Source organism: Streptomyces sp. cg35 (assembly GCF_050410835.1).
In the GTDB taxonomy this organism is placed as follows: domain Bacteria; phylum Actinomycetota; class Actinomycetes; order Streptomycetales; family Streptomycetaceae; genus Streptomyces.
This window is the reverse complement of sequence record NZ_CP191268.1, coordinates 846,686-873,127: the sequence shown is the minus strand read 5'-3', so window position 1 is coordinate 873,127 and position 26,442 is coordinate 846,686. Positions and strand designations below refer to the sequence as shown.

General features: G+C 70.6%; 29 protein-coding genes, 1 pseudogene and 1 riboswitch. Of the genes and pseudogenes, 16 read left to right on the top strand and 14 right to left on the bottom strand.

From position 1 onward, the window contains the following. Positions 1 to 23: 23 nt before the first annotated feature. The 4 genes from ACQUQD_RS04310 to ACQUQD_RS04295 all read left to right on the top strand — a co-directional run bounded on the left by ACQUQD_RS04310 (position 24) and on the right by ACQUQD_RS04295 (position 2,663). Complete coding sequence (locus ACQUQD_RS04310; protein ID WP_428950572.1) at positions 24 to 755, top strand: CBS domain-containing protein; 732 nt, start codon at positions 24 to 26, stop codon at positions 753 to 755. 44 nt (positions 756 to 799) lie between these two features. Next, the gene (locus tag ACQUQD_RS04305) at positions 800 to 1,066 is read left to right on the top strand and encodes an SHOCT domain-containing protein (protein WP_428950571.1); all 267 of its coding nucleotides are present in this window, start codon (positions 800 to 802) and stop codon (positions 1,064 to 1,066) included. A 5-nt stretch (positions 1,067 to 1,071) separates the two neighbouring features. Next, entirely contained in the window at positions 1,072 to 1,596 is a 525-nt protein-coding gene (locus tag ACQUQD_RS04300; RefSeq protein WP_428950570.1) for a flavodoxin domain-containing protein, read from the top strand. 98 nt (positions 1,597 to 1,694) lie between these two features. Next, positions 1,695 to 2,663 carry a hypothetical protein gene (locus ACQUQD_RS04295; protein ID WP_428950569.1) on the top strand — a complete coding sequence of 323 codons (969 nt, stop codon included), beginning with the start codon at positions 1,695 to 1,697 and terminating at the stop codon, positions 2,661 to 2,663. Between the two features lie 100 nt (positions 2,664 to 2,763). Here ACQUQD_RS04295 and ACQUQD_RS04290 read toward each other — a convergent pair whose 3' ends face one another. Both ACQUQD_RS04290 and ACQUQD_RS04285 read right to left on the bottom strand, forming a co-directional pair. Further along, positions 2,764 to 3,372: a YczE/YyaS/YitT family protein gene (locus tag ACQUQD_RS04290; protein ID WP_428950568.1), complete on the bottom strand. Its 609-nt coding sequence runs from the start codon at positions 3,370 to 3,372 to the stop codon at positions 2,764 to 2,766. Then, entirely contained in the window at positions 3,365 to 3,949 is a 585-nt protein-coding gene (locus ACQUQD_RS04285; protein ID WP_428950567.1) for a TetR/AcrR family transcriptional regulator, read from the bottom strand. The genes ACQUQD_RS04290 and ACQUQD_RS04285 overlap by 8 nt, the downstream gene beginning before the upstream one ends. A 208-nt stretch (positions 3,950 to 4,157) precedes the next feature. Further along, positions 4,158 to 4,322: riboswitch (cobalamin riboswitch) on the top strand. 41 nt (positions 4,323 to 4,363) lie between these two features. Between ACQUQD_RS04285 and ACQUQD_RS04280 the strand changes: the two genes are divergently transcribed. Together ACQUQD_RS04280 and ACQUQD_RS04275 are read left to right on the top strand one after the other, a co-directional pair. After that, positions 4,364 to 4,750 (top strand): hypothetical protein, encoded by a 387-nt coding sequence (locus tag ACQUQD_RS04280; protein ID WP_428950566.1) that lies wholly within the window; start codon positions 4,364 to 4,366, stop codon positions 4,748 to 4,750. Positions 4,751 to 4,799: 49 nt separating this feature from the next. Further along, on the top strand, positions 4,800 to 5,492 hold the full coding sequence (locus ACQUQD_RS04275) for a (2Fe-2S)-binding protein (protein WP_428950565.1): 693 nt from the start codon (positions 4,800 to 4,802) through the stop codon (positions 5,490 to 5,492). A 64-nt stretch (positions 5,493 to 5,556) separates the two neighbouring features. On the opposite strand, the gene ACQUQD_RS04270 is transcribed toward ACQUQD_RS04275, so the two are convergent. After that, a complete protein-coding gene (locus ACQUQD_RS04270) occupies positions 5,557 to 6,153 on the bottom strand; it encodes an alpha/beta fold hydrolase (RefSeq protein WP_428950564.1) in 597 nt (198 codons plus the stop codon). A 58-nt stretch (positions 6,154 to 6,211) separates the two neighbouring features. On the opposite strand from ACQUQD_RS04270, the gene ACQUQD_RS04265 reads away from it, so the two are divergent. After that, entirely contained in the window at positions 6,212 to 6,475 is a 264-nt protein-coding gene (locus ACQUQD_RS04265) for a hypothetical protein (protein WP_428950563.1), read from the top strand. Between the two features lie 27 nt (positions 6,476 to 6,502). On the opposite strand, the gene ACQUQD_RS04260 is transcribed toward ACQUQD_RS04265, so the two are convergent. The 7 genes from ACQUQD_RS04260 to ACQUQD_RS04230 all read right to left on the bottom strand — a co-directional run bounded on the left by ACQUQD_RS04260 (position 6,503) and on the right by ACQUQD_RS04230 (position 14,205). Beyond that, positions 6,503 to 7,735 (bottom strand): PucR family transcriptional regulator, encoded by a 1,233-nt coding sequence (locus tag ACQUQD_RS04260; protein ID WP_428950562.1) that lies wholly within the window; start codon positions 7,733 to 7,735, stop codon positions 6,503 to 6,505. A 194-nt stretch (positions 7,736 to 7,929) separates the two neighbouring features. Continuing rightward, complete coding sequence (locus ACQUQD_RS04255) at positions 7,930 to 8,946, bottom strand: Gfo/Idh/MocA family protein (RefSeq protein WP_428950561.1); 1,017 nt, start codon at positions 8,944 to 8,946, stop codon at positions 7,930 to 7,932. 61 nt (positions 8,947 to 9,007) lie between these two features. After that, entirely contained in the window at positions 9,008 to 10,027 is a 1,020-nt protein-coding gene (locus ACQUQD_RS04250) for an N-acetylglucosamine kinase (protein WP_428950560.1), read from the bottom strand. Beyond that, positions 10,024 to 10,944: a MurR/RpiR family transcriptional regulator gene (locus ACQUQD_RS04245; protein ID WP_428950559.1), complete on the bottom strand. Its 921-nt coding sequence runs from the start codon at positions 10,942 to 10,944 to the stop codon at positions 10,024 to 10,026. Before ACQUQD_RS04245 ends, ACQUQD_RS04250 begins: the two co-directional genes overlap by 4 nt. Next, positions 10,937 to 12,277 (bottom strand): MFS transporter, encoded by a 1,341-nt coding sequence (locus ACQUQD_RS04240; protein WP_428950558.1) that lies wholly within the window; start codon positions 12,275 to 12,277, stop codon positions 10,937 to 10,939. Before ACQUQD_RS04240 ends, ACQUQD_RS04245 begins: the two co-directional genes overlap by 8 nt. 612 nt (positions 12,278 to 12,889) lie before the next feature. After that, on the bottom strand, positions 12,890 to 13,858 hold the full coding sequence (locus tag ACQUQD_RS04235; protein ID WP_428950557.1) for a hypothetical protein: 969 nt from the start codon (positions 13,856 to 13,858) through the stop codon (positions 12,890 to 12,892). A 170-nt stretch (positions 13,859 to 14,028) separates the two neighbouring features. After that, the gene (locus tag ACQUQD_RS04230) at positions 14,029 to 14,205 is read right to left on the bottom strand and encodes a hypothetical protein (protein ID WP_428950556.1); all 177 of its coding nucleotides are present in this window, start codon (positions 14,203 to 14,205) and stop codon (positions 14,029 to 14,031) included. A 63-nt stretch (positions 14,206 to 14,268) separates the two neighbouring features. On the opposite strand from ACQUQD_RS04230, the pseudogene ACQUQD_RS04225 reads away from it, so the two are divergent. Next, a pseudogene (locus tag ACQUQD_RS04225) lies at positions 14,269 to 14,379 on the top strand (IS5 family transposase); the annotation flags it as partial. 39 nt (positions 14,380 to 14,418) lie between these two features. Then, on the top strand, positions 14,419 to 14,856 hold the full coding sequence (locus tag ACQUQD_RS04220) for an ankyrin repeat domain-containing protein (protein WP_428950555.1): 438 nt from the start codon (positions 14,419 to 14,421) through the stop codon (positions 14,854 to 14,856). 36 nt (positions 14,857 to 14,892) lie between these two features. Here ACQUQD_RS04220 and ACQUQD_RS04215 read toward each other — a convergent pair whose 3' ends face one another. Both ACQUQD_RS04215 and ACQUQD_RS04210 read right to left on the bottom strand, forming a co-directional pair. Continuing rightward, on the bottom strand, positions 14,893 to 15,498 hold the full coding sequence (locus ACQUQD_RS04215; protein WP_428950554.1) for a sigma-70 family RNA polymerase sigma factor: 606 nt from the start codon (positions 15,496 to 15,498) through the stop codon (positions 14,893 to 14,895). 121 nt (positions 15,499 to 15,619) lie between these two features. Further along, complete coding sequence (locus ACQUQD_RS04210) at positions 15,620 to 15,844, bottom strand: hypothetical protein (protein ID WP_428950553.1); 225 nt, start codon at positions 15,842 to 15,844, stop codon at positions 15,620 to 15,622. 174 nt (positions 15,845 to 16,018) lie between these two features. Between ACQUQD_RS04210 and ACQUQD_RS04205 the strand changes: the two genes are divergently transcribed. Then, positions 16,019 to 17,047: a MerR family transcriptional regulator gene (locus ACQUQD_RS04205; protein ID WP_428950552.1), complete on the top strand. Its 1,029-nt coding sequence runs from the start codon at positions 16,019 to 16,021 to the stop codon at positions 17,045 to 17,047. Between the two features lie 631 nt (positions 17,048 to 17,678). On the opposite strand, the gene ACQUQD_RS04200 is transcribed toward ACQUQD_RS04205, so the two are convergent. Continuing rightward, positions 17,679 to 18,914: an amidohydrolase family protein gene (locus tag ACQUQD_RS04200; RefSeq protein ID WP_428950551.1), complete on the bottom strand. Its 1,236-nt coding sequence runs from the start codon at positions 18,912 to 18,914 to the stop codon at positions 17,679 to 17,681. 134 nt (positions 18,915 to 19,048) lie between these two features. Here ACQUQD_RS04200 and ACQUQD_RS04195 point away from each other — a divergent pair, with 134 nt between their 5' ends. Further along, the gene (locus ACQUQD_RS04195; protein WP_428950550.1) at positions 19,049 to 19,519 is read left to right on the top strand and encodes a MarR family winged helix-turn-helix transcriptional regulator; all 471 of its coding nucleotides are present in this window, start codon (positions 19,049 to 19,051) and stop codon (positions 19,517 to 19,519) included. A gap of 61 nt (positions 19,520 to 19,580) precedes the next feature. Here the strand turns inward: ACQUQD_RS04195 and ACQUQD_RS04190 are convergent, their stop codons facing one another. Then, positions 19,581 to 20,912 carry a M14 family zinc carboxypeptidase gene (locus ACQUQD_RS04190; protein ID WP_428950549.1) on the bottom strand — a complete coding sequence of 444 codons (1,332 nt, stop codon included), beginning with the start codon at positions 20,910 to 20,912 and terminating at the stop codon, positions 19,581 to 19,583. Between the two features lie 199 nt (positions 20,913 to 21,111). Here ACQUQD_RS04190 and ACQUQD_RS04185 point away from each other — a divergent pair, with 199 nt between their 5' ends. The 5 genes from ACQUQD_RS04185 to ACQUQD_RS04165 are packed head-to-tail and all read left to right on the top strand — an operon-like array spanning position 21,112 to position 26,428. After that, positions 21,112 to 22,806: an ABC transporter substrate-binding protein gene (locus ACQUQD_RS04185; RefSeq protein ID WP_428950548.1), complete on the top strand. Its 1,695-nt coding sequence runs from the start codon at positions 21,112 to 21,114 to the stop codon at positions 22,804 to 22,806. 43 nt (positions 22,807 to 22,849) lie between these two features. Then, on the top strand, positions 22,850 to 23,827 hold the full coding sequence (locus ACQUQD_RS04180) for an ABC transporter permease (protein ID WP_428950547.1): 978 nt from the start codon (positions 22,850 to 22,852) through the stop codon (positions 23,825 to 23,827). Continuing rightward, positions 23,824 to 24,768, top strand: a complete 945-nt coding sequence (locus ACQUQD_RS04175) for an ABC transporter permease (protein WP_428950546.1) — start codon at positions 23,824 to 23,826, stop codon at positions 24,766 to 24,768. Before ACQUQD_RS04180 ends, ACQUQD_RS04175 begins: the two co-directional genes overlap by 4 nt. Beyond that, positions 24,765 to 25,601 (top strand): ABC transporter ATP-binding protein, encoded by an 837-nt coding sequence (locus tag ACQUQD_RS04170; RefSeq protein WP_428950545.1) that lies wholly within the window; start codon positions 24,765 to 24,767, stop codon positions 25,599 to 25,601. Before ACQUQD_RS04175 ends, ACQUQD_RS04170 begins: the two co-directional genes overlap by 4 nt. Further along, positions 25,598 to 26,428 (top strand): ABC transporter ATP-binding protein, encoded by an 831-nt coding sequence (locus tag ACQUQD_RS04165; protein ID WP_428950544.1) that lies wholly within the window; start codon positions 25,598 to 25,600, stop codon positions 26,426 to 26,428. Before ACQUQD_RS04170 ends, ACQUQD_RS04165 begins: the two co-directional genes overlap by 4 nt. The last annotated feature ends 14 nt before the right edge of the window (positions 26,429 to 26,442 follow it).

The following is a 26,442-nucleotide window of genomic DNA, read 5'->3' as shown; positions in this document are numbered from 1 at the left end:
AACGACGAGAGGAGCCGGCGGAGATGAAGCACAGCAAGGTCGGATCCGTGATGGTGGCGGAGGTCGTGCACGCCGAGTACGCCACGCCCTTCAAAGAAGTCGCACGGCTGCTGAACCGGCACCGGATCAGTGGCCTGCCGGTGGTGGACGACGACGAGCGGGTCATCGGTGTGATCTCCGAGACCGATCTCATGATCCGCCAACGCGACGAGGCCGAACCGGAGTCCCGCGGCAGGCGCCGATGGCTCTCGCGGCTGCGCCGCGGTGCCCGCGGCACCCGCCGCAAGGAGACCGCTCGTACCGCCGGTCAGCTGATGTCCGAGCCGGCCGTCACGGTCCACGCCGACGACACGATCGCCGAGGCCGCCCGCACCATGGCCCACCGCAAGGTGGAGCGGCTGCCGGTGGTCGACGAGGAGGACCGGCTCGTCGGCATCGTCACGCGCCGCGATCTGCTCCAGGTGTTCCTGCGCCGTGACGACGAGATCCGCCGCGAGGTCGTCGACGAGGTGCTGGTGCGCTGCCTGTGGCTGACGCCGGAAACCCTCACCGTCCAGGTCCACGAGGGCGTGGTCACCCTGACCGGCCAGGTCGAGCGGCGCAGCGAGAAGGACATCGCCGTCCGCATGACCGGACACATCGACGGCGTCGTCGCCGTCGTCGACAAGATGTCGTACCGGCAGGACGACGCACACCTGCGCCCCGACGAGCCGGCGATGCACGGGATCCAGGAGCACTGGCTGCGCAAGCGGTGAACACACGAGAACACGAGAACGGGAGAACACGGAGGGAGACGGCGATGTTCGGCAACATGGGCCCCTACATGAACAGTTGGGGATACACGCTGATGGCGGCGAGCGTCCTTGCGCTCTGGGGGCTGCTCGGCCTGGCCGCGTTCGCGCTCAGCCGCGGCACGTCCCGCCGCTTCGACGACCGTGAGATGCCGCCCGGGCGGGCCGAGCAACTGCTCGCCGAACGGTACGCCCGCGGGGAGCTGGACGCGGACGAGTACCGCAAGCACCTCGCCGTGCTGCGCGACAACACACCCCTCACCAAGGGAGGTTGACGGCCATGGCCGACAGGGAGCCTCGCGTGCTGATCGCCTACGGGACGAAGAACGGCTCCACCGCCGAGATCGCCCGGCACCTGGGCGAGGTCCTGGCCAAGGAGGGGTGCGCCATGACGGTGTGCCCCGCCGACGAGGTCGGCGTGGACGTGTCCGCGTACGACGCCGTGGTGCTCGGCGGCGCCCTGTACGCGGGCCGCTGGCACCGGGACGCCCGCCGCTTCGCCCGCCGGGCCCGCCGCGACCTGGCGACGCGCCCGGTGTGGCTGTTCAGCAGCGGTCCGCTCGACGCCTCCGCCCCGGACCGGGAGATCGCGCCGGTGCGGGGTGTGCGCCGCGTCGCGGACCGGATCGACGCGCGGGGCCACGTCACGTTCGGGGGCCGGCTCGACGAGCACGCCCGCGGTTTCACGGCACGGATGATCGTCAGGTCCGGCAGGGGTGGGGACTACCGGAGCTTCGAGCAGGTCACCGCCTGGGCCGAGGGCATCGCCCGCGACGCCCGGTCCGCCGTCTCCGAGAGGACGTGACGCGCGGCGGGATGCCCGTACGGCACGGAAGCCGCTGGGCGGGGTGGCTTAGGCTGCCCTCCCGCGCCCGGGTGAGGTGCGGGTCGGAGGGGGCGGGCATGGCCGGTCGGGACACGAAGCACGGCGAGATCACACTCAACTCCACGCTGCGGGCGGAGATCGATCTGCCCTGCCCCGCGACCGGTGCCGCTTACCGCGAGCTGGCCGAACGCTGGTTCACCGCCGCGATCGAGGCACTCGCGGGGCCGCTGGGGGCGACCTTCGCACCCGACGCGGACTTCTCCGGCCGCGCCGTCGCACTCAGCCGCGGCGAAGCCGCCCCCGGAGAGCTGTGGGCGACCCTGGTGCTTCTCGAGCCGACCCGTCGGCGCAAGAGACCGTACGAGGTCCACTGGTCCCCGAAGAACTGGCGCGCCTTTCTGCGGGATCTGGAGGACATGCCCGGTCAGGCGACGGTCGCCCTCAGCACCGTCGGCCCCGACGGCCACCCCGACCAGCCGTCGCTGTATGTCGACGTGGACCGGGACCGCGACACCCCCGAGGTCGTCTCACTCGTCGCGTCCCGCTCAACGGAGGAATTCACCGACCCGGGCACCCGCGACGAGACCCAGCACCGCTGGATCGCCTTCTTCCGTACGCAACTGCACCGGCACACGGACATCCTCTACGGAAGCATCGCGGACGACGCGGAATCCGTGACGGGCAGGACCGCGCTGGAGCGTGAGATCGGCCTGCTGCTGGAGGACACGTTCCCCGAACTGGACACGGCCCTGCGGGGCTACGCGTGGTGGACCGTCTGCTCCCCGGGCGCGGCAGCGCGCCTCGGCGGCATCGAGGCCCTCCGCGACAGCGGCGCCTTCCACGAGGCCGAGCTGCTGCCCGGGGGAGGGGCGTCCCTGCGGGCGACCGCGAACCTCTGGGAGTACGACGAGGAACGGGTGCGCGCGGTGTTCCGGGCGGTGGCCCCCGCGCTGCCCGAAGGGAAGCCGTCCAGATCGATCAGCTCGGACACGCACAGGCTGGTCTACGAGGACGCGGCGGACCACCGAGGAGCACAGCGCCGCTGACTTTCCCTGTCGTTCCGGCCGCGGCAACGGAAATCAGGGCGGTGAAGGGAACCCCGGCGCGGGACAGTCGGGTTCGGCGTACGTACCCGACCGGGCCGTCTCACCGGCCCCGGTCCGGTCGGCCCAGCGTCAGCTTCGGCAGCGCATAGCCGACGAGGGGGCCTATCGCGAGGGCGAACACCACCGTGGCGATGCCGACACCGCCGCCCAGCAGCCATCCCGCGGCCAGCACCGACACCTCGATCGCCGCACGCGCCGCCACGACGGGAACGCCGCGCTCGGCCAGCCCGGTCATCAGCCCGTCACGGGGACCCGGGCCCCAGCCCGCCCCCACGTAGAGACCGGTCGCGACGGCCACGCCGCACACCGCCACCACGAGAAAGACCGCCCGTTCGACCAGGTGGTGCGCGGCGGGGAGCCACGCGATGCCCAGGTCGAGGAACGGCCCGACGAGCAACGCGTTGGCGACCGTGCCCAAGCCGGGACGCTGGCGCAGCGGGAGCCACAGCACCAGCAGGACCAGCGAGACGACGACGACCACCTCGCCGAGCGAGAGGCCGGTGGCCAGAGCGATGCCCTGCGTGAAGACGGTCCACGGGTCGGCGCCGAGGCCCGCTTTGAGGAGCAGTGCCAGGGAGAAGCCGAACAGGGCCAGCCCCGCCACGATCCGTGTGGCCCGCTGGACCGGGCGGTCGGACAGGCTACGCATGAGCGCCCGTGGCCGCCGCGACGAGCACCGCGGCCGCCCGCGCCGCGTCGTCGACCGCGCCGGCCGCGGCCCCGGGGCCGCGGACGACCACGCGTCCGGCCACGCCGTCGATGAGGAGCAGGAGTTGGGAGGCGAGCACCTCAGGGGACCCGGCACCGGCCTCCTCGCACAGCCGCCCGAGCGTGTTCAGCAGCCACTGCTTCTCCTCTCGCGCCGCGACCGAGACCAGCTCGTCCGACGGTGACAGCTCGGCGGCGGCGTTGACGAAGGCACACCCTCTCTTCCCGTGGCCCTCGTACCAGTCGGCCAGCCACGTGAACACGGCGAGCAGACGCGGTTCCCCTGACGCCTCGGTGGAGAGGTACGTCTCCAGATCGGCGGCCCGCCGCGCATGCCGACTTCTGAGCGCTTCCGCCGCCAGCGCCGATTTCGACGGGAAGTGGGCGTACAGGGTCGGCTTCGTCACTCCCGCTTCCTGGGCGACGGCGTCGACGTTGGTCGAGACGATCCCCCGCTCATAGAAGACGCCCTCGGCCGCGGCGAGAAGACGGGCTCGGGAGGTAGTGTTCCGCTTCATAAATTAAACTTACCAGTTAGTTTAATTAGGAGGCTACTCCGGCTTCCGTTCCGGGACTTATGTGGAGCGGGCCGTGTGGCGGAGGTTTCCGGCATGATCCACACGTGCGCGAGGTGAGCGTCCGGGCGCCGGCGGGTAGGGGAGCGGGACATGGCCGTACTGGTGAGGCCGCAGGCGATCCGGCGGCGGGCCGGATGGCATGATTGCCGACGACATAGGCGACGGCGGTTCGAGGAATCCGGTGTGAATCCGGTGCGGTACCGCCACTGTGATCGGCGAGCGGATCCCGACGAGCCACTGCCCAGAACGGGTGGGAAGGCCGGGACGAGCTTCGACCCGAGAGCCAGGAGACTCACGCTGTCGCCTCCTCGACGGACCCCGGGGCGGACTTCCCCGGTGAGGGAGGAGTGCGGCATGCCCAAGAGGCCGGCCGACGAGAAGGGGGCAGCACGGGGCCGCGAGGTTCCGTGCAGGGTGGTGGTGTGCCGCGACTGCTGCTGCGGCAGCGCCAAGGTGAGCGGTGATCACGCGGCGCAGACCGCGCGGTTGCGGGCGGTCGCGCCGGTCCGCGTCTCCGAGTGCCTGGATGTCTGCGACCAGGCCAACGTCATCGTCGTACAGCCCTCGGAGGCCGGGCGGGCGGCGGGTGCCCGCCCGGTGTGGCTCGGCCTCGTCAACGACCGTGACGCCACCGAGGACATAGCCGACTGGATCACCGCCGGCGGGCCGGGCGTCGCACCCCTTCCGGAGATTCTCGATCTGTACCTCTTCAAGCCGCCGCGCCGCCTCAGGACCTCGTGAGCCCTCGGCTCCGGATGTCCGAACCACCACAGCGCTGAAGGGACTTGTCGTGAGTGAGGAGCCGAGCGAGCTCTCGCGCGGGAGCGTGATCGAGGCGCTTGACGAGGTCGCGAGACTCGACGGATTCTTCGTCCTGGAGACGGCGGAGAGGCCCGCGGAACGGGCATCCGGGAGCGGGCGGCTCGCCTCGTCGGAATTCGCCGTTCTCGCGCGGGCGGTCAACGACCGCTGCGCCACGGACGAAGCCCGCGTAGGCGTCTCCCTCGCGCACCTGGGGCTCGCCGCCCGTCTTTGGTCACCGGTGCTGGCCTGCACGCTCCTGCACCGGATCCTGCCCGACACGAGCACGGTGGAATGGGCCGAAGGCGGCCCGGCGCTCCGCCTGGCGGCTCCGACGGGACGGCCCGCCGGGTGCTTGCCGTCCCTTGCGGAGGCCGTGTACGCCGAGGTCAACGGCCCACTGGAGGAACTGGAGAGCAGACTCACCGTCACCATCGCCCCGGGGCTGCTGGCGGGGAACGTCGCGTCCGCGCTCGTCGGGTCGGCGGCGGTGCTGCTCAGGGCTCGGCCGGACCTGCGTACAGAACTCGTGTGCCTCACAAGGGAGTTGCTGGAGACGGGACGGCTTCGTGGCACCGGCCGGATCACCGGCCCGGGTCTGACGTTCCGCCGCCGCAGTTGCTGCCTGTACTACCGCATCCCGGGCGGCGGGAAGTGCGGGGACTGCTGCCTGGCGGACTGACCGGGTTCTCCTCTCAGCGTTCTCCTGTCAGCGGAGCAGGGCGGGGAGCGGCGCCCGTCGAGGCCTACAGTCCGACCGCGCCCCGCACGAATCTCCGGAGATGCCCGCGTACCTCATCGGGCCGTTCCAGCCAGGGCTCGTGCCCCGCGCCGTCGATCCGTGTCAGCGGGACACCGAGCCGGACCGCCAGCGACGCGAGTGCCGACAGCGGGCGGGGATCGTCTCCGCCGCCGAGGATCTCCACCTGCGCGGGCAGACGTGCGCGAAGCTCGCCGAGGCGTCGGACGAGCGGTTCCTTCCGCCCCTCCGCGCCGAGTTCACGGTTCATGGTCCAGTTGACGGGGCGCCGACTCCGCGCGCCCTGCGCGGCCCAATGCCGGCCGCGTTCGGGATCGGCGTGGTCGGTGAACCAGGACAGCGTGAGCAACTCGACCTCCTGCTGCTCCGTGCGGTGCGGCAATTGCTGGAGCTCGTGGAGCCGTGCCTGTTGCGGTGCGGTCATGCGGCGGCCCCGTTCCGCTCGGTCCGCGGTGCGCCACTCACCGACGAACGGCCCGCACAGCAGCAGCATCGCGGCCACTCGCTCCGGATGCGCCAGGCAGAACCGCGAGGCGAGGTCGGCGCCGAGCGGCCGATCAGCACGGCCGCCGGCGCGTCCCACGCGTCGAGAAGCTCGGCGAGATCACCGACATGGCGGACAACTGCAACGTTGTGCGCTGGTGCGGGCACTGACGGCGTATCCGGCACTGCTGGTGTGCGACGAGGTGACATCGGCCCTGGACACCGTCTCCCGGGAACGGGTCCTCGACGCCCTGCCCCGCCTGCTCGCCCCTGCGCGGACGGCCCTGCTGTTCGTCAGCCATGACCTGCCCGCGGTGCGTGCGCTGACCGGGGAGGCCGTGCTGTTCGAGGGCGGTCGTTGTGTGCGGCGGGGGCCCGTCGAAGAGGTGCTGCCCGCTCCCGGCGGCATCGGAACCGCGTGAGCCAGGGGACGAACGAGGGCGTCGGCTTCAGCCGTGATCCGCCCGATGGCCGTGGATGGTGAGGGCCGTGGCGAGCGTCATCTGGGTGGTGAACGAGGTGACGTCCGCGTCGAGGAGCCGTCCGACCCTGTGGAGCCGGTTGTTCACGGTATTGGGATGGACGCCCAGTGCCCTGGCGGTGCGCGCGCGGTCCAGGTCGTTGGTGAACCAGGCGCGCAGGGTGTCGACCAGCTCCGGGTGCGGGTGCAGCGGTTCGATCTGCCCGAGGAGTGTGGCCTGAGCGGGGGAGACGTGAGTGAGGTGATAGTCCAGAGCGTGGTCGGCGATGCGGTGTGTGTGATCGCCCGCGGCAGTGGAGGAGCGGGCCAGACGCAGCAGGTCGTGCCCGACGCGTGCGGACGCGGGCAGGTGGCGGATCTCGGCGGGATCGGTGCAGGAGGCGCGGATGTCGAGGCGGGTCTCCGTGCGCAGGGCGCGATGCAGGGCGTTCGCCCGCTCGGCGACGACCGGGTCGGGTTCGTGCGTGTCGGCGGGGAGCAGGATCTGGGCGTGGGTCGCTTCGAGTACGGCGAGGTTGGTGCGGCCCGCGTGGTGGTGGGCGAGCGCGGTCGCCACCTGACGGACACGGCGCCGTGTGGTCACCTCGTGCGTCACCGGACGGGCGGGTGAGGACGGCAGAGGCGGCAGCGTCAGGGTGAGGATCGCGTAACGGGAGGCGAGGGGCGCACTGGTGGCGTGACCCGTCTCAGGGCCTGGTTCCTGCCCTGCCAGGAGGGCTTGTGCCAGCATTCGGCCGGTACCCAGGTCCTCGTCCCGCAGTACGGAGAGCCGGGCCTGATAGCTCTCCGTCACCGCCTGCAGGGCGGCGTCCTGGAAGGCGTACAACTGGTGGCCCAGGTAGCCGAGACCGGCGATGTGCCGATCGCCCGCGGCGTCGACGCAGGCCTGCCACAGCAGGCGGGCCGCGTGCTGCCAGTTGTGCAGGACGAGAGGGAGCGGCATGCCCTCTTCGGCGCGCTGCGCGGCGCGGTGACGGGCCAGTTCGAGGTCGGAGCGGTCGAACTGCCCGCCCGAACGCATCAGGCGCAGTGCTGCGGCGTAGTAGCGACGCGCGGTGAGCGGGAGTTCGTGACGGGCGATGTCGTCGGGCATGCCCTCCAGGAGCGGATCGTCGCTGCTGTCCCGTGCCAGGGCGTCGACGCGGACACGGACCAGGTCGAGGATGGCCACCGCGTCAGGGGGCGGGACGGCGGATGCCATGGAGTGCTGCCTTCCGTTCGGTGCTGCGGTGGTGCTCGAGCACCACCGCAGCACCTGTGAGTGTCATCGACGCCATTGTCAGGGCTCGCGCCCGGACGCCTCCCACGGGGCCGTCCCGCTCAGGCGCGGGGCTCCGGAGCCGCTGTCGACCTGACGTGTGCGCCGAGGCATGTGGCTCAGTCCCGTACGCGGGCCTACAGGTCCACGGGCTGTCCGCTGCGCACGGACTCCTCGATCGCGCACAGGATCCTCGTGACCTCGATGCCGTCCTGGCCGGTGGCGAGGACCGGCTTGTCGAAGACGACGGCGTCGACGAAGTAGGCGATGGCGTCCAGCACGAAGCCGGTGAGGTGCTCGCCGGTGGGCGGGGCGTACAGGTCGGGGAAGGTGCTGCGCTCGGCCGTGTACAGCTCCAGGGCGCGGTTGTGGGAGCCGTCGATGTTGAGCGCGCCCTTGTCGCCGAGGATCTCCAGCTTCAGGTCCTTCACGGTGGAGTGGGTGTCGGGCAGGATCCACGCGGACTCGAACACGGCGACGGCGCCCCCGGCGAACTCCACGGTGGCAGCGTGGAAGTCGGCGGTGGGGATGCCGCGTTCGCGCAGGATCTTGTCGCGGCTGACCGCGTAGACGCGGGTGACATCGTCGTCGAGCATCCAGCGCACGACGTCGATGGTGTGGCTGGCCAGGAACCACAGGGCCGAGGAGTGGCCGGCCCAGGAGAGCATGCCGGTGGCCACGCCCAGGGTGTTGCTCAGCCGGGAGTAGACGTAGGCGGGCGTGCCGATGTCACCGCGGGCGATGGCCTGTTGGGCGGAGTACATCATCGGGTTGACCCGGTTGTGGAAGTCGACCATGAGCTTGACCCCGTTGGCACGGGCGGCGTCGTCGATGGCGCGGGCGTCCTCCACCGTGGTGGCCAGTGGCTTCTCCACGAGGATGTGCTTGCCCGCTTCGGCCGCGGCCACGGCCAGATCGCGGTGCAGGTGGTCAGGGGTGGCGATGGAGACGGCGTCGATGGTGGCGTCGGCGAGAACGTCCCGGTGGTCACGGGTGGCATGGGCGGCGCCGTACGTGGCGGCGATCTCCTCGGCCCGGCCGGGGCGCATGTCGCACACGGCGGCGAAGTCCACGTAGGGGGAGCGGTGGTAGGCCTGGGCGTGGCGTTCGCCGAAGAGTCCGGCGCCGATGAGGGCAAATCGCTTGGTGTTCACGGCAGTTGTTTCCCTTGGTTGGTGCGGGTGGTGGTGCGGGTGGTGGTGCGACAGGGGGTCTTCAGAGGGCGAGCGCCCGTAGGTAGGGGGCGGCCCGGGGGAGCTGGTCCGGGGCGCGGTGGGCGAGGCGGGCCAGCTGTGCGGCGCCGTCCAGCGAGGAGCCGGCGGGTTCGGTCAGCCGGGCGTGCGGCGCGGCACGGCGTACGGCCGCCCGGAACGGGTCACGCAGCAGTGCTCCGGCGCGGAAGAGACCTCCGCACCAGGACACGAGCGGTTCGTGGTGGGCGGCCGGCAGCGCCGCGACGACGCTGTCGGCCAGATGCTCCGCGGCGCGCTGCCAGATGCTGCGGGCCACGGCGTCGCCCCGGTGGGCGGCGTCGGCGACGTCGGTGGTGAAGGAGGCGAGACGGCTGGCGACGTCGCCGTGCGGGTAGATCCGGGAAGGCCACCGCGCACACGGGCCGAAGCGGTCGACGGCCAGGTGCAGCAGCGCCGTTGAACCGCCGGGACGCTCGTCGTGGGCGCGCAGCGCGGCGCGCAGGCCCTCGGCTCCGATCCACGCGCCGCTGCCCTCGTCCCCGAGCAGATGCCCCCAGCCGTCGCGGTGGCGCCACCACTGCGCGAAGTCGGTGCCCAGCGCCACCGCCCCGGTGCCTGCGGCGACGACCGCGCCGGGCCGCATCCCGAGTGCGCCGATGTGGGAGGTGAGTACGTCGGAGGCCAGCACCACGTGCCGGGCACCGAACAGATGGGCGAGATCCGTCATGAGGCGGGCCGGGTTCGCGGTGAGGGCCAGCAGCCCGCTCATGCCCACGGCCACGGCCGTGATGGGGGTGCCCTCGGGCAGGCGCAGTGACCGCAGCGCGTTCTTCACGGTGGTGAGCAGGGCCTCGGTGTCGAGTCCGTCGCCGGTGACGGCCCGTCCTGGACCGTGCGCGGTGCGGTCGGTTCCGGACACGGTCAGACGGATGCCGGAGCCGCCGATGTCCACCGCGGCCACCCGCGCGTCGGGTGCGCCCCCGAGCGGTGCGGCTGCCGGTGCGGCCGGGCGGGGGTGGCCGGCGGAGTGCACCGCGCTCATGAGTGCCGCGTCCTTGCGGGCGTGCGCCGCTGCTGCAGCGCGTCGTGGGTCAGGGACAGGGCGCGCATGGTGGTGTCGTAGGTGCGCTGGGTGATGCCGACGAAGAGACAGTCGATGGTGAGGAGTTGGCTGATCCTGCTCGCCAGGGCGCCGGGCCGGAACGGGCTCTCGCCTCCCGCGGGGCGCAGCAGATGACCGCAGCTGCGGGCCAGCGTGGACCGTGGGTGGTTGGTGATGGCGACGGTGGCGGCGCCGGTGGCGGCGGCCTGCCGCAGCGGGTCCACGACGTCACGTGTCTCGCCCGAGTAGGAGATCCCGATGGCCACGTCGGCCTCGCCGAGCAGGGCGGTACTCGTCAGACCGGCATGGATGTCGAGATGGACGTGGCTGAGATAGCCGATGCGCTCCAGCTTGTGGTGCAGGTCCGTGGCCACCAGGCCGGAGGCGCCGGAGCCGTGGACGGTGATCCGTCGTGCGCCGATGAGCAGGTCGATGACCCTGTCGAGGACGACGGCGTCGAGCTGGGCCGCGGTGTCGGAGATGGCCTTCATCTCTTCGCCGGCCAGCTTGGCGATGACGTCGGGCAGGGCGTCGTCGCGGGAGATGTCCCCGGTGACGGGCCGTTCGCCCGCCTCTCGGGCGGCCTCGGCGGCCAGCGCGAGGCGCAGTTGAGCGTAGCCGCCGAAGCCGAGCGCCCGGGTGGCGCGGACGACGGAGGACTCGCTGGTGCCGGCCAGCTCGGCCAGCTGTGTCATCGTCAGCTGCGCGGCGCGGGCGCGGTCCTCCAGCAGGACCCGGGCGATGCGGGTGGCGGCCGGATTGAGGCTGGGCAGCAGGGCGCGGACACGTCCCTCGAGGCGTTCCGGCCGGGAGAGCAGGTGAGGGTCGCCGGCGGTCGCGGTGGTGGATTCAGTCATGGGTGGCGGCTGCTTTCCGCTCGGAGCTGCTTCGGGGGGAGACGGGAAGGCCGGCTGCGGCGGGCGCCTTGGCCATTTCGGGCACATCCGGAAAGAGCCGGGCCCGACGGCGCAACAGGCGCCCGGGGACGTCGAGGAAGACCAGCAGGACGAGGGCGACGACCCCGACGGCCGTCAGGCTGACCATCGCCGTGCCCAGCCCCCAGCTGTCGCCGAGCACGGCGCCCCACCACGGGGCGACGCCGCCGCCGACGGCGCCGATGTTGTAGACGGTGCCGAGGCCGGAGGCCCGGGTCCCGGCGTCGAAGTAGTCGTAGAGGTACTTGGGCAGGAGTCCGGAGATGCCGAAGTTGGTGCCCATGAAGCAGAACAGCAGGAGCACCAGCGGCAGGGGCCGGCCGCCGCCGACGGCGAAGACGGGGAAGAGGAACACCAAGGACACGGCGAGCACCGACGCGTAGGTGCGGGCGGTTCCGAACCGGTCCCCGAGGAACCCCGAGGCCGCGGTGCCGAGAACGGTGCCCAGGCCGGCGTAGAACATGATGTCGCCGCTGCTCCGGCGGCTGTAGCCGAGTGAGTCCAGATAGGAGGGCATCAGCCCGGAGACCGGCCAGTTGGTACAGAACGCCAGGAACACGACCAGGATCAGCGTGAGTGTCACCGGCAGGCGCTGCCGGGAGAACAGCGACAGGGCGGAGAGGGAGCGCACAATGCCCTGTTCGCGGGCGGCGGCCTGCCATTCGGCGCTCTCGGGCGCGGACTTGCGGATGTACAGGGCGACGAAGACGGGCAGCAGGCCGAGGAAGAACAGGGAACGCCAGCCGAAGTGGTCGACCACCGGGGCGTACACCTGGGCCGCGACGAGCCCGCCGACCGCGAAGCCGGTGATCAGGAAGGCGCTGGCCTTGTTCTTCAGGTGCGCGGGCCAGCTCTCGACCGCGTAGGTACTGCTCGCTCCGTACTCGCCCGCCATACCGATGCCGACGATGAGGCGGAACGCGAACAGGGCGGCGAAGTTCCAGGCGAGGCCGCACAGGAACGTGCCGCCCGAGTACAGGACGATCGACCAGACCATCGCCGCCTTGCGGCCGTAGCGGTCGCCGACGGACCCGAAGACGACTCCTCCCAGCCATCGGGACCCGAAGGTCGCCACCAACAGGGTGCTGGCGGTCGCCAGGGACACGTCGAACTCGGCGCTGATGTCACTCAGGACGTACGTCAGCAGAACGAAGTCGAAACCGTCGAGCAGGTAGCCGATCCAGGCCGCGAAGAGCGCGCGGACATGGGTGCCGGTGAGTTGTCTGAACCACGGCTTCGGGGGTGCGGGGGACAACGGGTACCTCCGGGCAGGGCGGTGCGCACGGGCGGACCGTGACGGTGGGCGTGGTGTGAAGGGACGGCCGGGCGCGGGCCGGAGCAGTGGTGGAGGATTCCGCCGGACTGCTCGTGTGCGGTGGAGATCAACTCCGCCGACGGGACACGAGCTTGCGATCACCGTCAGGGGAACGTCAACGGTTACCGGTTGGTAGGTGCGGTGGTCCGGATGCCGGGGCCGCAGGCGTCATCACCCCTCGCTCGCGCCTGCGGAGCGGTTTCGCCGCACTCCCGATGTCAGCTGCGTGACACGCCAACTCGCCTATTTAGTAGCGGAATTGGAGCGGCTCAAGCGGTGTACGTCCTGCGCTCCGCGGGCGGTCGTTTCCCGCGTTCCCGCCGGGCGTGACCGTCCCCTCGTCACCGGCGGGTGTCGTGAACTCGCCTGGCGGGAAACGGTGGTGGCGACATTGCGACAGCATCCACTTGTCGACACTGAAGCCCTGTCGCGCGCCCTGCTCCGGCTCCTGGCAGACGACCGATGCGGGGGCTCGCTCGCCGCGGCCACCTGCCCGGCCGGCGACGGCCTCGTGAACTCCGTGCATTCAGGGCGGAGGTGACGGAGGCGACACTATTCGCGGGCTCGGCGCGCGGGTCCCCAGCCGGCCGAGGCCAGATGAATCCCGAGCTGCAGACGGTTGACGCTGCCGCTCGTCTCCATGAGCCGGGCGATGCGCCGCTGCACCGTCCGCGCCGCACAGCCCAGCGCCCGTGCGATCGCCGCGTCCGTCAGTCCCGACACGAGCAGGCGCACCAACTGCTCGTCCTCCGCCGGCACCGAGGGCCGCGCTGGGAGCGCCTCGGTCAGGGGCAACGGCAGCGCCCGCGCCCACACCGACTCGAACAACTCCAGGAGTGCTTCCAGCAGCGCGCACGGACGGACCAGCACCGCCCGGTGCGAGGACTGTTCCTGCTGCTCCAGTGGAATCACCGCGACCCGCCGGTCCACCACCACCAGCTTCATCGGCAGCCGGTCCGTCGTCCGCGCCAGCTCCCCCGCCGACACCGCCGCCCGCACCGACCCCTCACCCTCCTCGGTGGCCAGCGCGGCATGCGCGTACACCGTGCGGTACTGGACCTGGCGCTCCCGCATCATCTCCACCTGCACGGCATTGAAGCGGTCCGGCGAGACGCAGGGCGGCCGGTCGAAGATCAGGACCTCGTCCCGCGCGGCCCGCTGAAGGGCGTCGAAAGCGGCCGGCCCGGCATCCCCGCGTTCGAGGATCTCGACCGGGTCGCTGCGCGATCCCCGGCCGCGGCGCCACCGTTCGGCCACCTCCTGGGCGGACGCCCGTACCTCGTCCAGTGCCGCGTCCCAGGCCCGCACGACACGGCTCAGCCCCATGCCCGGTTCCACCGCCTGCGGCATGCCCCCGGTCCTGTCGTGCTCCACCAGGCCCCAGACATGAAGGTGTTCCAGCGCCGTGCGCACGACGTCGGCGCCCAGCTCCTCGCGGAGCGGTTCCAGGCCTCCCGAGGCCCCGGACGCCAGCCGCTCGTAGAGCAGCCAGTCGTCGGGCGAGAGCGGGGAGGGATTCACGGAGAACTCCGGCAGCACGTAGAACGTCTCGTCCGCAGAACGCGCGGCGAGACATCGATGGCGGGGATGTCGATCACGCTAAGCAGTCCGCTGGGGCGGAGCAATGAGTCCTGGGCCCAACCGAAGCGCATGCGACTGTGCTCGAGCACACCACGAGGTGTGGGTACGGCTCACGAGGGCGGGGCGGACGGGCGGCTGATGCCGTCGAGCGTGACGTCGTGGACCCGCGGGGCGCGCTCGTCGAGTCCGGCGGCGGGGATGCCGAGGTCGCCGGAGAGGGTGTCGCGGAAGATGCGGTAGTCCATGGCGCAGGCCGCGGTCAGCTGGGCGAGGGCGAAGCGGAGCATGGCGCGCGGCGCCGTTCGGTGAACGGCCTGTCCCAGTGGTTCTGGGCACAGGGGGGCGAGTAGTGCGGGATCAATCGTCTCAAGCGCCACCGGGCCATAGCCACGAGGTACGACGAACTCGCCGTCCGCTACGAAGCCACGGTGCTGGTCGCGGTGATCGACGAATGTATGTGAGTGGCTCCGGCGCACCCATGATCGTTAGCCTCACCGGCTATGAAGCAGCGCCGGCAGAAGAAGCTCTCCCGCCGCCTTTTCGAGGCGATCCTGACAGGTGACGCCCGGAGTACGAAGACCCTGTTGCGCAGCGGAGCAGACCCAGAGAAGCGGAACAGCGACGGCACCACTCCGCTGTACTTGGCATCGGTGCAGGGCGAATTCGAAGTAGCCCGTCTCCTCATGGAAGCCGGGGCTTCTCCCGACACGGAGAGCAGCGGCCTCGGCTCGGAGGGCACGCCGCTGTGTGCGGCGGCGTGCTGGGGGCACATCGAAACGGTCCGGCAACTGCTGGCACACGGAGCCGATCCCAACCTTCGCGAAGACCATGGCGCAGGCTGGTCCCCGCTCGACTGGGCGGACAACGGCCCCCACCACAGCACTGCCGAGATCCTCCGAGCAGCAGGAGCGCAACCGACAGCGCACTCGGCTCCGTAGCCAGTGCGACCTCAGCACTCACTGTCGCAACAGACCCTAGGCGACATCGGTGGCGGCGAGCCGCAGCCGCAGCCGGTTCAGCCCTCGCCTGGAGTGGCTCTTGACGGTGCCCAGGGGCCAGCCCGTCACCTGAGCGATCTGACTGTGCGTGAGGTCGCTGTAGAAGGCGAGTTCCAGAACGCGCCGCTGTACCGCGGGCAACAGTGCCAGTTCGTGACTGATGAGCACCCGGTCGAGGGTGCGCTGCGTAGAGTCGTCGGCGGCCGGTGCCGCGCTCAGCGAGGCCTCCGCGGCGGATGCCAGTGCGGACCGGCGGGTCCGGGCGCTCAGGGCATCGGCGATCTTGCGTCGGGTGATGCCCACGACCCAGCCGACGAAGGCGCCGCGCTCGGGGGCGTACCCCTCACGGCCGCGCCACACGGCCAGGAAGACCTGCTGGGTGACGTCCTCGGCTTCGCGCGAGTCGCCCAGTGACCGGTAGGCCAGCGTGTGAACGAGCGTTCCCCAGCGACGGTAGGCGGCCTCCAGGCACGCTTCCTGGCCGCGGCGAAGGCCGGTGGCCAACTCTTCGTCGGCAAGGGACTCTTCGACAGGTGCCCACAGGCCGTCCTGCAGAGTCCGCGTGGTCCGCTGAGCGCGCATGGGCCCGTGCCCTTCCGTCGCCGGTCAAGTGATCTTCACTCTGGGGCAGCGGAGGCCTTGAATTCGAGTCGCATCGAATGTGCATCGCTTCTGCGTGGGGCGGGAGTCGCCCCCCCCCGGACTACAGCTCGCGTCGAATCGCCTCCCATACCGTGTCGGGCGGCCGCGCGGCTGCTACCGGTCCCTCCCGGCCGGCCGCCAGCACGCGCAGGAACGAGTTCAATGTCGACAGGCAGGTCTCGCACTCCGGCACGTGCTGGTCCGCCGGTGTCGGCGCCTCGGCGCCCAGTGCGATGAGCGCGAGATCCCCCGGCGAGGGATGGCGGATCGAGGACGGGGCTGACATCGGTCACCTCTGGCGGCCAGGCCTGTGGAGCAGGGCGAATGTGCGGGACGGGAAGAACCCGTGTCACCGGACGTTCCGTTCCTTGCGGCAGGGCAGATGCACGCGGCAGCAGATCCGTGCAGCCGCCACGCCTCGCCCCGGACCGCAACGATGTTGCGTCGATACACTTCGTGCATGAACTCCCACGCTGTGCCCGAACAGCCGCCCCGGCGTCCGGCAGCGGTCGACGATGCGGGCATCACCTCGGGATCGCTGGCCCGGCGCCTGGGCATCTCACCCACGACGCTGCGGTCATGGGACCAGCGCTACCGGCTGGGTCCAGCCCAGCGGGATCATGGTCGCCACCGTCGCTGGTCCCCGCGTGACGTCGCCATGATCGAGGACATGTGCCGCCTCACGGCTTCCGGCATCCCTCCGGCCGAAGCCGCGCGCGTCGCCAAAGAACGTGCCGGAGCCGTCGCACAGCACGGTGAAGCGACCGAGACCGCCATGTCCGCCAGTACGGCGCCGGTCCCTCCGCAGAGCCACGGCCCCGGCACGTCCTTTCTCCAGATGGGCCTGGTGCGGACCGAATGCCGGGGACTCGCCCGTGCCGCTCTGCGCCTCGACTCCGACGCCGTTCAGCAGCAGCTCGACGCCTTCGTCCGGCACCACGGGGTGATCACCGCCTGGGAAGAACTCATGATGCCGACCCTGCACGCGGTCGGCCGCAAGTGGGAGTCCGCCGGTGACCGCTATGTCGAGGTCGAACACCTGCTGTCCTGGCACGTGTCCACCACCCTGCGCAACGCACAGTTCCTGCTGGACTCTCCGCAGACGAGCCGAAACGCGCCCCGTGTGCTCCTGGCCTGCGTTCCCGGCGAACAGCACACGCTGCCGCTCGAGGCCTTGCACGCGGCGCTCCTGCACGTGGGCCGACCTGCACGGATGCTCGGCGCAGCCGTTCCGGCCGACGCACTGGTCGCCACGGTGCGCCGGACCGGGCCGGCCGCCATAGTGCTGTGGTCGCAGACCCGGTCCTTGGCGAGCACGCCGCTCGCCGCGCACCTGCAGCGAGCGGCCTGGGGGCTCAAAGGGGCGCGGCAACAGCCGGCACTCCATCTGGCGGGGCCCGGCTGGCGGGGCACCGTCATCGACGGGTCCGTCCAACCCGGGGGACTGCGCGAGGCCGTCGCCCTGCTGGAGCCGGAGCTCTGCGGCTAGGGCGTGTCCTGCGGTGGAGCGCTCGGGATCGAAGGCGGGTGGGCGTCTGTCCCGGGAGCCCTCGGCTGTGCGGCGGGCGATCTGGGCGCTGCGTTCCGGGGTGGTGAACGCGATCCCGCGAGCTCGCATTGCCGCCCGGGTCGACGGGTGGGAGTACGCCTTGTCGGCCAGGACCCGGTCGGGGTGTGTGTGAGGGCGGCCGGATCCGTCACGGCCGACTGCTATCTGCTCCAGCAGTGGCAGCAGGTGCGGGTGTACCCGGCCTGGCCCGGAGACAAGACGACCGACATGGGTAGTCCGCGCGCGTCGACGGCAAGGTGCATCTTGCTGGTCAGTCCGCCGCGGGACTCCAATCCATGGGGTGGGCGGGCGTCGCCATATGCGGGTTTGGAAGGGCGCCGGGTCATTGCCCGAGACCAGTTTCCGTACCAGCCCTCCAACACTGCTGTCGGCGAGGGCCTCGAACCGGACCGCGGCTTTCTCACGGTCCGGGCTCGCGGGTGACGACCTGGATCGGAGGTCCGAGGACGTGGCCAGGTGGACGAGGGGGTCTCTCCGCTCGCTCCACGGCCGCGTACCGACGTCCCCGAGGTCGGGGTGGGTGACCCCGCAGCGTTGAGGCGTCGTTGGATCAGGCTGTGGGCAGCCGGGTGCCGCGGCGCCAGACGGCTCGGGTGTTGAGGGTGTCGTCGATGGTGGTGGTGGGGTCGCCGTCCACGAGGAGCAGGTCGGCGCGCAGGCCCTCTGCGATGCGGCCGCGGTCGTCGAGCTTGAAGCGGCGGGCGGTTGTGGCTGTGGCGGCGCGCAGGGCCTGGGCGGGGGTGAGGCCGGCCTGTACGAGGTATTGCAGTTCGTGGTGGAGGCTGGCGCCGTGAGCGAGGCCGCCGAGGAAGGGCATCGGCATGGAGACGTCGGTGCCGGCGAGGATGTCGACGCCTGCCTCGTGCAGGGCGCGGACCGAGGCCAGGACGTCGTCGATGCGGCCCTGCGGGTAGTGGTTGAAGCTGCTACGGAGCGTCTTGATCCAGGCTTCGTCGAGGCGGCTCGCCACGCGGGGGTCGTCGGCGAGACGGTCGCCGGTGATGCCCATCATGGAGGCGTTCAGCACGACGCAGGGCACGACGAACGTGCCGGAGTCGCGGATCAGGGTGATGATCTCGTCGCTGTGGGGGCCGTCCATGAACAGGTGGGCCAGGCCGTCGACGCCGGCCTCGATGGCCATGTCGGTCGCCTCGACGGTCAGGGCGTGGGCGACGGTGAGCTTGCCGTGGCGCTTGGCCTCGGCGACTCCCGCGTTCAAGGTGGCCTGGTCCAGCATGGGCAGGCCGGGATGGCCCTCTACGGACCCGTCGTCGACCATGAACTTGATGTAGTCCGAGCCGCGTTCGATCAGCTGGGGGATGAACGCCACCGCTTCCTCAGGGGTGGTGGAGAACGGCATGAGCGGCGGGGGGCCCTCCGGCCGCGCAGATGAGGCGCCGGGTGGCGGGCCGGGACGGAATCCCTCCGGGAACAGTTCGCTGGGGTGGCCGCCGGGCGGCGTGATGCCGAAGCCGGAGGAGCGAACGTCGGCGAGCGAGTCGTCGTCGGTGATGTGCGCGCGGTTGTCGGCGGTGTTGGTGCCCTGCATCTCCAGTTCGGTGGTCACTCCGAAACGTAGCGCGAGCGCGAGCGAGGCGGTGTTGGTGTGGACGTGGGCGTCGATCAGCCCAGGCAGCAGGGTCGCGCCCTCGGCGTCGACCACTTCGGCGCCCTCGGGGGTGTCGGCGCCGAGGGCGCGGATCCCCGTGGAGTCGAAGACGACGGTGCTCGCCTGAAGCGTCTGCTCGCCGTCGAAGATGCGGGCATTGATGATCGCAGTGGTCATGACTGTGTGTCCCATCAGTGGTGTGCCGCTGCGCAGCGATCCGCAACGGCGGCGCAGCACACATGCAGTGCAGCATATACATGCATTCTTGCATGCTTATGTAATCGGCACGAGTCTGCGGATATGCTGGGCGGATGAAGGACCCCGCAGATCAGATGCCCGACATGTTGCTGGACTCGGTCGGCGCTGCGTTCGCCCGGATACGCCGGCGCACTGCATTGGTGCAGGTCGACCCGCCGGTGACCCGCAAGGACATGTCCCGCAATCAGGTCATCAACATCGTCGACGAGGCTGAGGGGGAGATGACGGTAGGAGGGGTCGCCTATCAGCTCTCCGTTGACCCCTCGGTGGCCAGCAGGATGGTCAAGGACTGCATCGATGCCGGCCTGTTGGAGCGGACCGTCTCACAGCGTGACGCGCGCCGGACCGTTCTGCGGCTGACCGGCGAGGGCGTCGCCCTGCGTGATCGTTTCCGCAGCCAGCACCGCCAGGCGTTCGTCCACCTCACCCGCGGCTGGCCGGAACAGGAGCGGCTCGAATTCGCCCGGCTGTTGCTGAAGTACGCGGACGCGACGGCCGAGCTCGGCCGGGAGGCAGGCAGCTGAACCGCCCCTTCGGCCTGCGCGGGCGTGTTGCGGTTGCGGGGTGGTGGCCGCGTGCGGCAGGTCAGCAGGTCGCGGCGATGCTGATCGCGGCGAGCTGGATTCCTGCGGCGACGCGCACGGGCACGGTGGGGGGTGTGTCCGCTACGGATTCCTGCTCCCACTGCTGGTAGGTGCGGGTCATCTGTGCGTGCAGCGGCCGCAGTGCGGGGTTCGAGGCGAGCAGGCGGACGAGCATACTTCCGTAGCGCAGGCGCAGCAGGTGCCGGGACTGTGCTTGGGATGCCACCTCGGCCCGCGTGGCCAGGCGGCCGGTGGTGGGTGGCATGAGGCTTGGCTTCGATGTCAGGCGGTCTCGGCAGGCTCGGGCGAAGAGTGAGCCTGCGTCGATGAAGCCGGCCGCCTCGGTGTAGACGTCTCCCAGGATCTGAAGGGTGTGCTGGGTGGTGGCGCGCTCCTGTTCGCGGAGCTCGTCGAGGGGGACGGTGCTGGGGCTGGTGTCGCTGAACGTGGCATCGCTCCACATGGGCACTTCGGCAATGAGTCCGGTGGTCCCGTACTTCCGGGCGTAGGAGAAGCTGGAGTCGCCGGCGCTCCAGGTGTCCGGTGCTTTGCCGTGCTCGATCAGGCAGTCGATCTCTTCTGGGGTGTCCCACTGGCCGAAGACGGCGGGCGCCAACAGGGGCGCGCCCGGTGATTCGGGTTCGCCGACGTCGACGGTGAGGCCGAAGAGCGGGGGCAGGGCGGACAGCCGTCGGGCCAGGTCGGAGACGTCGCGGGAGAGGTAGTAGAAGACGCCGCCGGTGTCGCTGTTGTGCAGCGACGGCATGAGGTCGGGCCGGAGTTCGTCGATCGATTCCATCCAGGCGTGCACCTCGGGCAGGGTTGCCTCGAATGTCACCCCCCGGTGGTCGAGGGGGAAGGTCCATTCGATCTGGTCGAAGAAGGCAGGGCGGTAGAAGCCGCGGAAGTAGGCGAGCCGGTCGTGGGGGCGGTCGAACCAGGAGTAGTTGAGCTTGGCGCCGTCGGGATCGATACAGCCAATGATGTGCCAGGAGTGGCCCAGGCGTTCGCGCAGAGCCGGGTCGGCGCAGAGCGCTTCGGCCAGGTGCAGCGCGGTGATGGAGCCGATCGGTTCGTTGGGATGCGGGCCGCCCACGACCAGGGCGGTACGGGGACCGCCGTCGATATCCAGACGCAGCAGCGGCTCGCCGCCCCGGGATGTCCCGATGCGGCGCAGGCTCGCCACGGACGGGTGCCGCTCGGCTAGTGCCGCCAGGCGGTCGTTGATCTCGGTGACGGTGGGAAAGGCCGTGACGTGCGGGACGGAGGCGCACAGCGTCCTCAGGTCGGGCGGCAGCGGCCAGTGCGGCGAGAGGGCGGGGGTGACGTGCATGAAGTCTCCAGTCAGCGGCTCGACTGACAGATGTATCAGTTTGAATCGGCTCCTGTACATGCCCATTCGCGCGTAACCCCTTCGTTACATGCATGTGCGGCGGCAACTTAGTGACAGACATGTCAATCATGCGTAGAGTTCCGGCCACTCGGCCCGGCGCGGTGGCGTCGGCACGGCTGGAACTGTTCGAGGAGCTCGGATGAAGCTCAGGAAACCGGCACGCTGGCAGGCGCGATGCGCGGCCGTCAGCATGCTCATGGTGGCAGCGGTGGGATGCCGCGCCCCGGGCGCGCCTCCGGAGGGAGAGGTGCTGCGGATCGGGACGGTGTCGCCGATCGACTCCGTCAACCCCTACACCGCGGGCAGCGACGAGGGGCTCAACGCCGTCTCGATGACCTACCCGCGACTGGTGCAGTACGGCCCGGGCAACAAGGTGATCCCGGCGCTGGCGACCCGTTGGTCGAAGACCGACGGGGGCCGGAGCCTGATCCTGCACCTGAACCCCGATGCCCGGTGGTCCGACGGGTCGGCGCTGGGCGCGCCGGACGTGGTCTGGAGTGCGCGCACCGACCTGAAGTTCGCCAAGGGTGCCACTGCCTCCCTCGCTTCCGCGTTGGGCCCGGTCGACAAGGTGAGTGCCGTCGACGCCCACACGGTGAAGCTGGCGTTCACGCGTGAGGCTCCGTCCAACATCCTCGATCTGCTCACCGGCTTCTTCGTCCTGCCGCGCACGGTGTGGAAGGACCACATCGGCAAGGGCGGGGCGGGCCTGCTGAGCTATCGGCCGCAGGACTCGCTGCCCATGGTCAGCGGGGGGCCCTTCACCATCACGCGGCTGGAGGAGAAGGGGACCACGGTCTACCGGCCCAACCCCCGCTACTACGGCGCCCGGCCCACGCTCAAGGCCGTGACCCTGACCTACTACACGAACGCCGAAGCCCTGGTCTCCGACCTCATCGCGGGCAATCTCGACTTCGTCAACCAGCTGCCCAGCACGACCGCGGACGCTCTGCGCAAGGCCGACAAGATGCGGGTGACCACAGCTGACGGACCGATGCGCAGCGACATCATCTTCAATTCCAACCCCGCCAAGCCCCGCAACCGCGAGCTGCTCGACCCGCAGGTACGCGAGGCGCTGGAGCGGGGAGTGGACCGGCGGCGCATCGCCAAGGTCGTCTTCGGCGACTACGCCCAGCCGTACGCGAACCTCATCTCGCCCATGTCGGGCGACGCCTGGCGCGACCCGAAGATCAAGCCGCTACCGTTCGACGTCGCCGCCGCCAACCGGGCACTGGACGCCCTGGGCTACCGGCGCGACAAGGACGGGACACGGATCGTCCCCGCCACGACCGGCAAGTATCCGCAGCCGGCACACCGCATGAATTACGAGATCATCACCCCCGGGGACCTGACCTTCGACGTCAACCGCCAGTTCAAGATTGTGCAGAGCGACTGGGCGAAACTCGGAGTGAAGGTCACCCAACTGCCCTCCGGAGACACGGCGCAGGCGTTCGCCGCCCTGTCGGCGCCCGACTACAAGTACGAGAAGGCCGACATCGGCATGTGGACGTGGGGCGGGAACGTCGATCCGTCGTTCAACCTGTCGCTCCTGGCCAGCGACCAGCTCGGCAACCTCAACGACACCGGGTTCAGCGACCCCGCCTACGACCGCCTCTTCCAGGAACAGGCCCGCGCCGGCTCGCTCGCCCAACGCCGCGCCCTCGTGCACCGGCTGCAGCAGATCGCCGCTCGCCAGCGCCCGTACATCTTCCTGGTCAACACCTCTCTCATCAGCGCAGCCCGCCCCGGGTGGAGCGGGTTCGCCCCCCGCACCATCGGCGCCTGCGACTGCTACTACGCCAACGTGCAGCACCACCAAGGAGATCCGCGATGACCGACTCCTGTTGTCCGCTCACGCTGTTTCCCGGGGGCCGCGCATGAGCCCGCAGCGCCTCATACGCCGGATCGGCGCGGCGCTTCTCACGCTGTGGGTGGCCGCCACGCTCAACTTCGTCCTCTTCCGCACGATCCCCGGCGACGCCGTCTCCTCCCTGCGCTGCCAGCGCTGCACCCCGGCCTTCCGGGAACTGCTGCGCCACCAGCTCGGCCTCGACCGGCCGCTGATCGTGCAGTACCTGTACTACCTGCGCGACCTGCTCCACGGCGACCTCGGCCAGTCGGTCTCCTCCCACCGCCCCGTCACCACACAGCTGCTCCAACCGCTGCTGGCCACCCTGCCCATGCTGCTGCTGGGCACCATCGCGGCCCTGCTGCTCGGCGTCATCGCCGGCTCGCTGGCCGCATGGCGGCACAACACGCTCACCGACCGCGGCCTCACCCTGACCAGCCTCATCCTCTACTCGATGCCCGCCCAGTGGCTCGGCCTCATGCTCGTCATGTACGTCGCGTTCACCGTCGGCCTGCCGGTCGCAGGACTCCACTCACCCAGCCTCGGCGTCCTCGAACCCGCCTCATGGAGCGACAGCCTGATCGACCGCGTCCAGCACATGGTGCTGCCCTCGGCGACCCTCGGCATCATCCTGTTCGGCCAGTTCGCGCTCATCACCCGCTCCTCCCTGCTGTCCGCCCTGGGTGAGGACCACGTGCTGACCGCCCGGGCCAAAGGACTCAGCCCACTGAGCGCGGTCTTCCGGCACGCACTGCCCAACGCCCTCCTCCCGCTGGTCACGATCACCGCTCAGACCTTCGGTTACATCGTGGGCGGCGCCGTCGTCATCGAGAGCGTCTTTTCCTACCCGGGCATTGGCCTCGCCGTCATGGACGCCATCAGCAGCCGCGACTACCCGACCCTGCAGGGCGCCTTCCTCCTGCTGACCGCCGCCGTGATCGTCGCCAACCTGATCGCCGACCTCCTCTACCCCAAGATCGACCCGCGTGTGGGAGCCGCCTCGTGAGCGCACCAGCCCCCACGACCATCGCCCCGCCGTCGCCTGCGCGCCGTCGCCGGCCCGTCCGTGACGCCCTGCTGCACACCCTCTACGGGCGCATCGGTCTCGTCCTGCTCGGCCTTCTGCTGATCGTGTCCGTCTTCGGGCCGCTGCTCGAACCGCACGGCACCAACAGTGCCGTGGGGGACCCGTTCGAAGCCCCCTCCGCGCGCTTCCCGCTCGGCCTGGACGACGGCGGCGTCGACATGCTCAGCCAGCTCATCGCCGGCGCCCGCGTCTCCCTGATCGTCGGCCTCACCGCGGCCGCCGTCGCGGTCCTGATCGGCGGCGCCGTCGGCATGATCTCCGGCTACGTCGGCGGCCGCACCGAGGGCATCCTCATGCGGATCACCGACTACTTCCTGACCCTGCCCGATGTCCCGTTGATGATCGTGGCCGCGGCACTGTTCGGCCGGAACCTCACCAACGTCGTGATCATCATCGCCGCGATCTACTGGACCAGCACGGCCCGCATGGTGCGCGCCGAGGTCAAGTCGCTGCGCGAACGCCCCCACATCCAGCGCGTGCGGTCCCTGGGCGCCAGTCACGGCCGGATCCTGCGCCACCACATCCTGCCGGGCATCGCACCTCTGCTGGCCGCGAACGTGGTGCTGATGATCTCCACGGCGATCTTCGCCGAGAGCTACGTGTCCTTCCTCGGCCTGGGCGACCCCAACGCCATCACCTGGGGCGGCCTCATCGAAGCCGCCTCGACCTCCAGCGCCGTCCTGCGCGGAGCCTGGTGGGCCATCGTCCCGCCCGGCCTGTGCATCACGCTCGCCGTCGTCGCCTGCTCCATGGTCGGCCAGACCATCGAGGACGCACTCAACCCCCGCCTGGGAGCGGGCCACCTGTCGGTGCGCACCTTCGGCGTCCTGCCGCTCGCCCGGTTCAAGGAGAAGCGATGACCCCGACCTCGACGCAGCCGCAGGAGTCAGAAGTCACGGCGGTGCCCACCCCCGTCCTCGAAGTCAAAGACCTCCATGTCAGGTTCGAGCAGGCGGCCGGAGAGCCGGTCACCGTGCTGCACGGGGTCGACCTGGCCGTCCACGCCGGTCAGCGACTGGGCCTCGTCGGCGAATCGGGCAGCGGCAAGTCCACCGTCTCCCTCACCTGCATGGGGCTGCTGCCCGCCAACGCCACCGCCGCCGGCCACGTTTTCCTCAACGGCACGAACATTCTGGCGGGGGGTGAGCGCTCCATCCGGCCCCACCGGTGGAAGGACATCGCCATGGTCTTCCAGGGAGCCATGGCCGCCTTCAACCCGGTACGCACCATCGGCAAGCAGATCGCCGAACCGATGCTGCTGCACCAGACCCAACCGCACCGCAAAGCGGCCCGAGCGCACACCGAACATCTTCTGGACCTGGTCGGTCTCACCCCCGCTGTTGCGGACCGCTACCCCCACGAACTGTCCGGCGGCATGCGCCAGCGCGCGGTCATCGCCATGGCACTCGCCTGCGAGCCCAAGGTGCTGCTCGCCGACGAGCCCACGACAGCCCTCGACGTCATCGTCCAGGCGCAGATCGCCGATCTCCTCGTCGACCTCACCGACCGGTTGGGTCTGGGGCTCGTCCTCGTCTCGCACGACCTGCCACTGGTGAGCCAGTACTGCGAAAGCCTCGCCGTCATGCGCCACGGCAAGGTCGTCGAGCACGGCCCCAGCGCGCGCCTGCGCACCGACCCTGCCCACCCCTACACCCGCCAGCTGTTCGACGCCTCCGAGGAAGCCGCCCGATGAGCAACCCCACACCAGCCGAGGCACCCTGCCCGCTCGAACTGCGCGACGTCTGTGTCAGCTTCGCCCCGCAGCGCCGCACCCTCCTGCCCCGCTCCCGTACGGCCGAGCCGGTCCGCGCGGTCGACCACGTCAGCCTGCGCCTGGAACACGGCAAGGCACTGGCCCTAGTCGGCGGCTCCGGCTCGGGCAAGAGCACCACGGCCGCCGTCGCCGCCCGCATGCTCACCTGCGACAGCGGCACCGTCCTGCACGCCGGCCAGGACGTCACCCACCTCGGCGGAGCCGCGCTGCGCGCCCGGCGGCGCCACATCCAGACCGTCTACCAGGATCCCTTCGCCAGCCTGCCCAGCCGCTTCACCGTGCGCCGGATCGTCGAGGAGGGTCTCCTCATCCACAAGATCGGCTCCAACGCCGGTGAGCGTGAGGACCGCATCGTCCGCGCCCTCGAACGCGCTCACGTGCCCACTGCCCTGCTGGACCGGCTGCCCCACCAGCTGTCCGGCGGCCAGCGCCAGCGCGTCGCCATCGCCGCCGCCCTGGTCCTGGAACCGGCCGTCCTCATCGCCGACGAACCCGTCTCCATGCTCGACGTCTCCATGCGGGCCGGCATCATGCAGCTCTTCGACGACCTGCGCAGCACCGGCACCGCCCTGCTGCTGATCACCCACGACCTGCCCGCCGCGGCCCGCCACGCCGACACCATCGCCGTCCTCCAGAAGGGCCGCATCGTCGAGGAAGGCGACGCCCGCACCGTCCTGAGCGAGCCCGCCCACCCCTACACACAAGCCCTTCTCGACGCCACCCCCACCACCGCTTCCCGCCCCTGAAGGGCGTTCAGAAC

Coding starts and splice junctions, on each gene's coding strand:
- ACQUQD_RS04310 (WP_428950572.1), top strand. CDS start 24: ATGAAGCACAGCAAGGTCGGATCCGTGATGGTGGCGGAGGTCGTGCAC.
- ACQUQD_RS04305 (WP_428950571.1), top strand. CDS start 800: ATGTTCGGCAACATGGGCCCCTACATGAACAGTTGGGGATACACGCTG.
- ACQUQD_RS04300 (WP_428950570.1), top strand. CDS start 1,072: ATGGCCGACAGGGAGCCTCGCGTGCTGATCGCCTACGGGACGAAGAAC.
- ACQUQD_RS04295 (WP_428950569.1), top strand. CDS start 1,695: ATGGCCGGTCGGGACACGAAGCACGGCGAGATCACACTCAACTCCACG.
- ACQUQD_RS04290 (WP_428950568.1), bottom strand. CDS start 3,372: ATGCGTAGCCTGTCCGACCGCCCGGTCCAGCGGGCCACACGGATCGTG.
- ACQUQD_RS04285 (WP_428950567.1), bottom strand. CDS start 3,949: ATGAAGCGGAACACTACCTCCCGAGCCCGTCTTCTCGCCGCGGCCGAG.
- ACQUQD_RS04280 (WP_428950566.1), top strand. CDS start 4,364: ATGCCCAAGAGGCCGGCCGACGAGAAGGGGGCAGCACGGGGCCGCGAG.
- ACQUQD_RS04260 (WP_428950562.1), bottom strand. CDS start 7,735: ATGGCATCCGCCGTCCCGCCCCCTGACGCGGTGGCCATCCTCGACCTG.
- ACQUQD_RS04250 (WP_428950560.1), bottom strand. CDS start 10,027: ATGAGCGCGGTGCACTCCGCCGGCCACCCCCGCCCGGCCGCACCGGCA.
- ACQUQD_RS04245 (WP_428950559.1), bottom strand. CDS start 10,944: ATGACTGAATCCACCACCGCGACCGCCGGCGACCCTCACCTGCTCTCC.
- ACQUQD_RS04230 (WP_428950556.1), bottom strand. CDS start 14,205: ATGCTCCGCTTCGCCCTCGCCCAGCTGACCGCGGCCTGCGCCATGGAC.
- ACQUQD_RS04220 (WP_428950555.1), top strand. CDS start 14,419: ATGAAGCAGCGCCGGCAGAAGAAGCTCTCCCGCCGCCTTTTCGAGGCG.
- ACQUQD_RS04215 (WP_428950554.1), bottom strand. CDS start 15,498: ATGCGCGCTCAGCGGACCACGCGGACTCTGCAGGACGGCCTGTGGGCA.
- ACQUQD_RS04210 (WP_428950553.1), bottom strand. CDS start 15,844: ATGTCAGCCCCGTCCTCGATCCGCCATCCCTCGCCGGGGGATCTCGCG.
- ACQUQD_RS04205 (WP_428950552.1), top strand. CDS start 16,019: ATGAACTCCCACGCTGTGCCCGAACAGCCGCCCCGGCGTCCGGCAGCG.
- ACQUQD_RS04200 (WP_428950551.1), bottom strand. CDS start 18,914: ATGACCACTGCGATCATCAATGCCCGCATCTTCGACGGCGAGCAGACG.
- ACQUQD_RS04195 (WP_428950550.1), top strand. CDS start 19,049: ATGAAGGACCCCGCAGATCAGATGCCCGACATGTTGCTGGACTCGGTC.
- ACQUQD_RS04190 (WP_428950549.1), bottom strand. CDS start 20,912: ATGCACGTCACCCCCGCCCTCTCGCCGCACTGGCCGCTGCCGCCCGAC.
- ACQUQD_RS04185 (WP_428950548.1), top strand. CDS start 21,112: ATGAAGCTCAGGAAACCGGCACGCTGGCAGGCGCGATGCGCGGCCGTC.
- ACQUQD_RS04180 (WP_428950547.1), top strand. CDS start 22,850: ATGAGCCCGCAGCGCCTCATACGCCGGATCGGCGCGGCGCTTCTCACG.
- ACQUQD_RS04170 (WP_428950545.1), top strand. CDS start 24,765: ATGACCCCGACCTCGACGCAGCCGCAGGAGTCAGAAGTCACGGCGGTG.
- ACQUQD_RS04165 (WP_428950544.1), top strand. CDS start 25,598: ATGAGCAACCCCACACCAGCCGAGGCACCCTGCCCGCTCGAACTGCGC.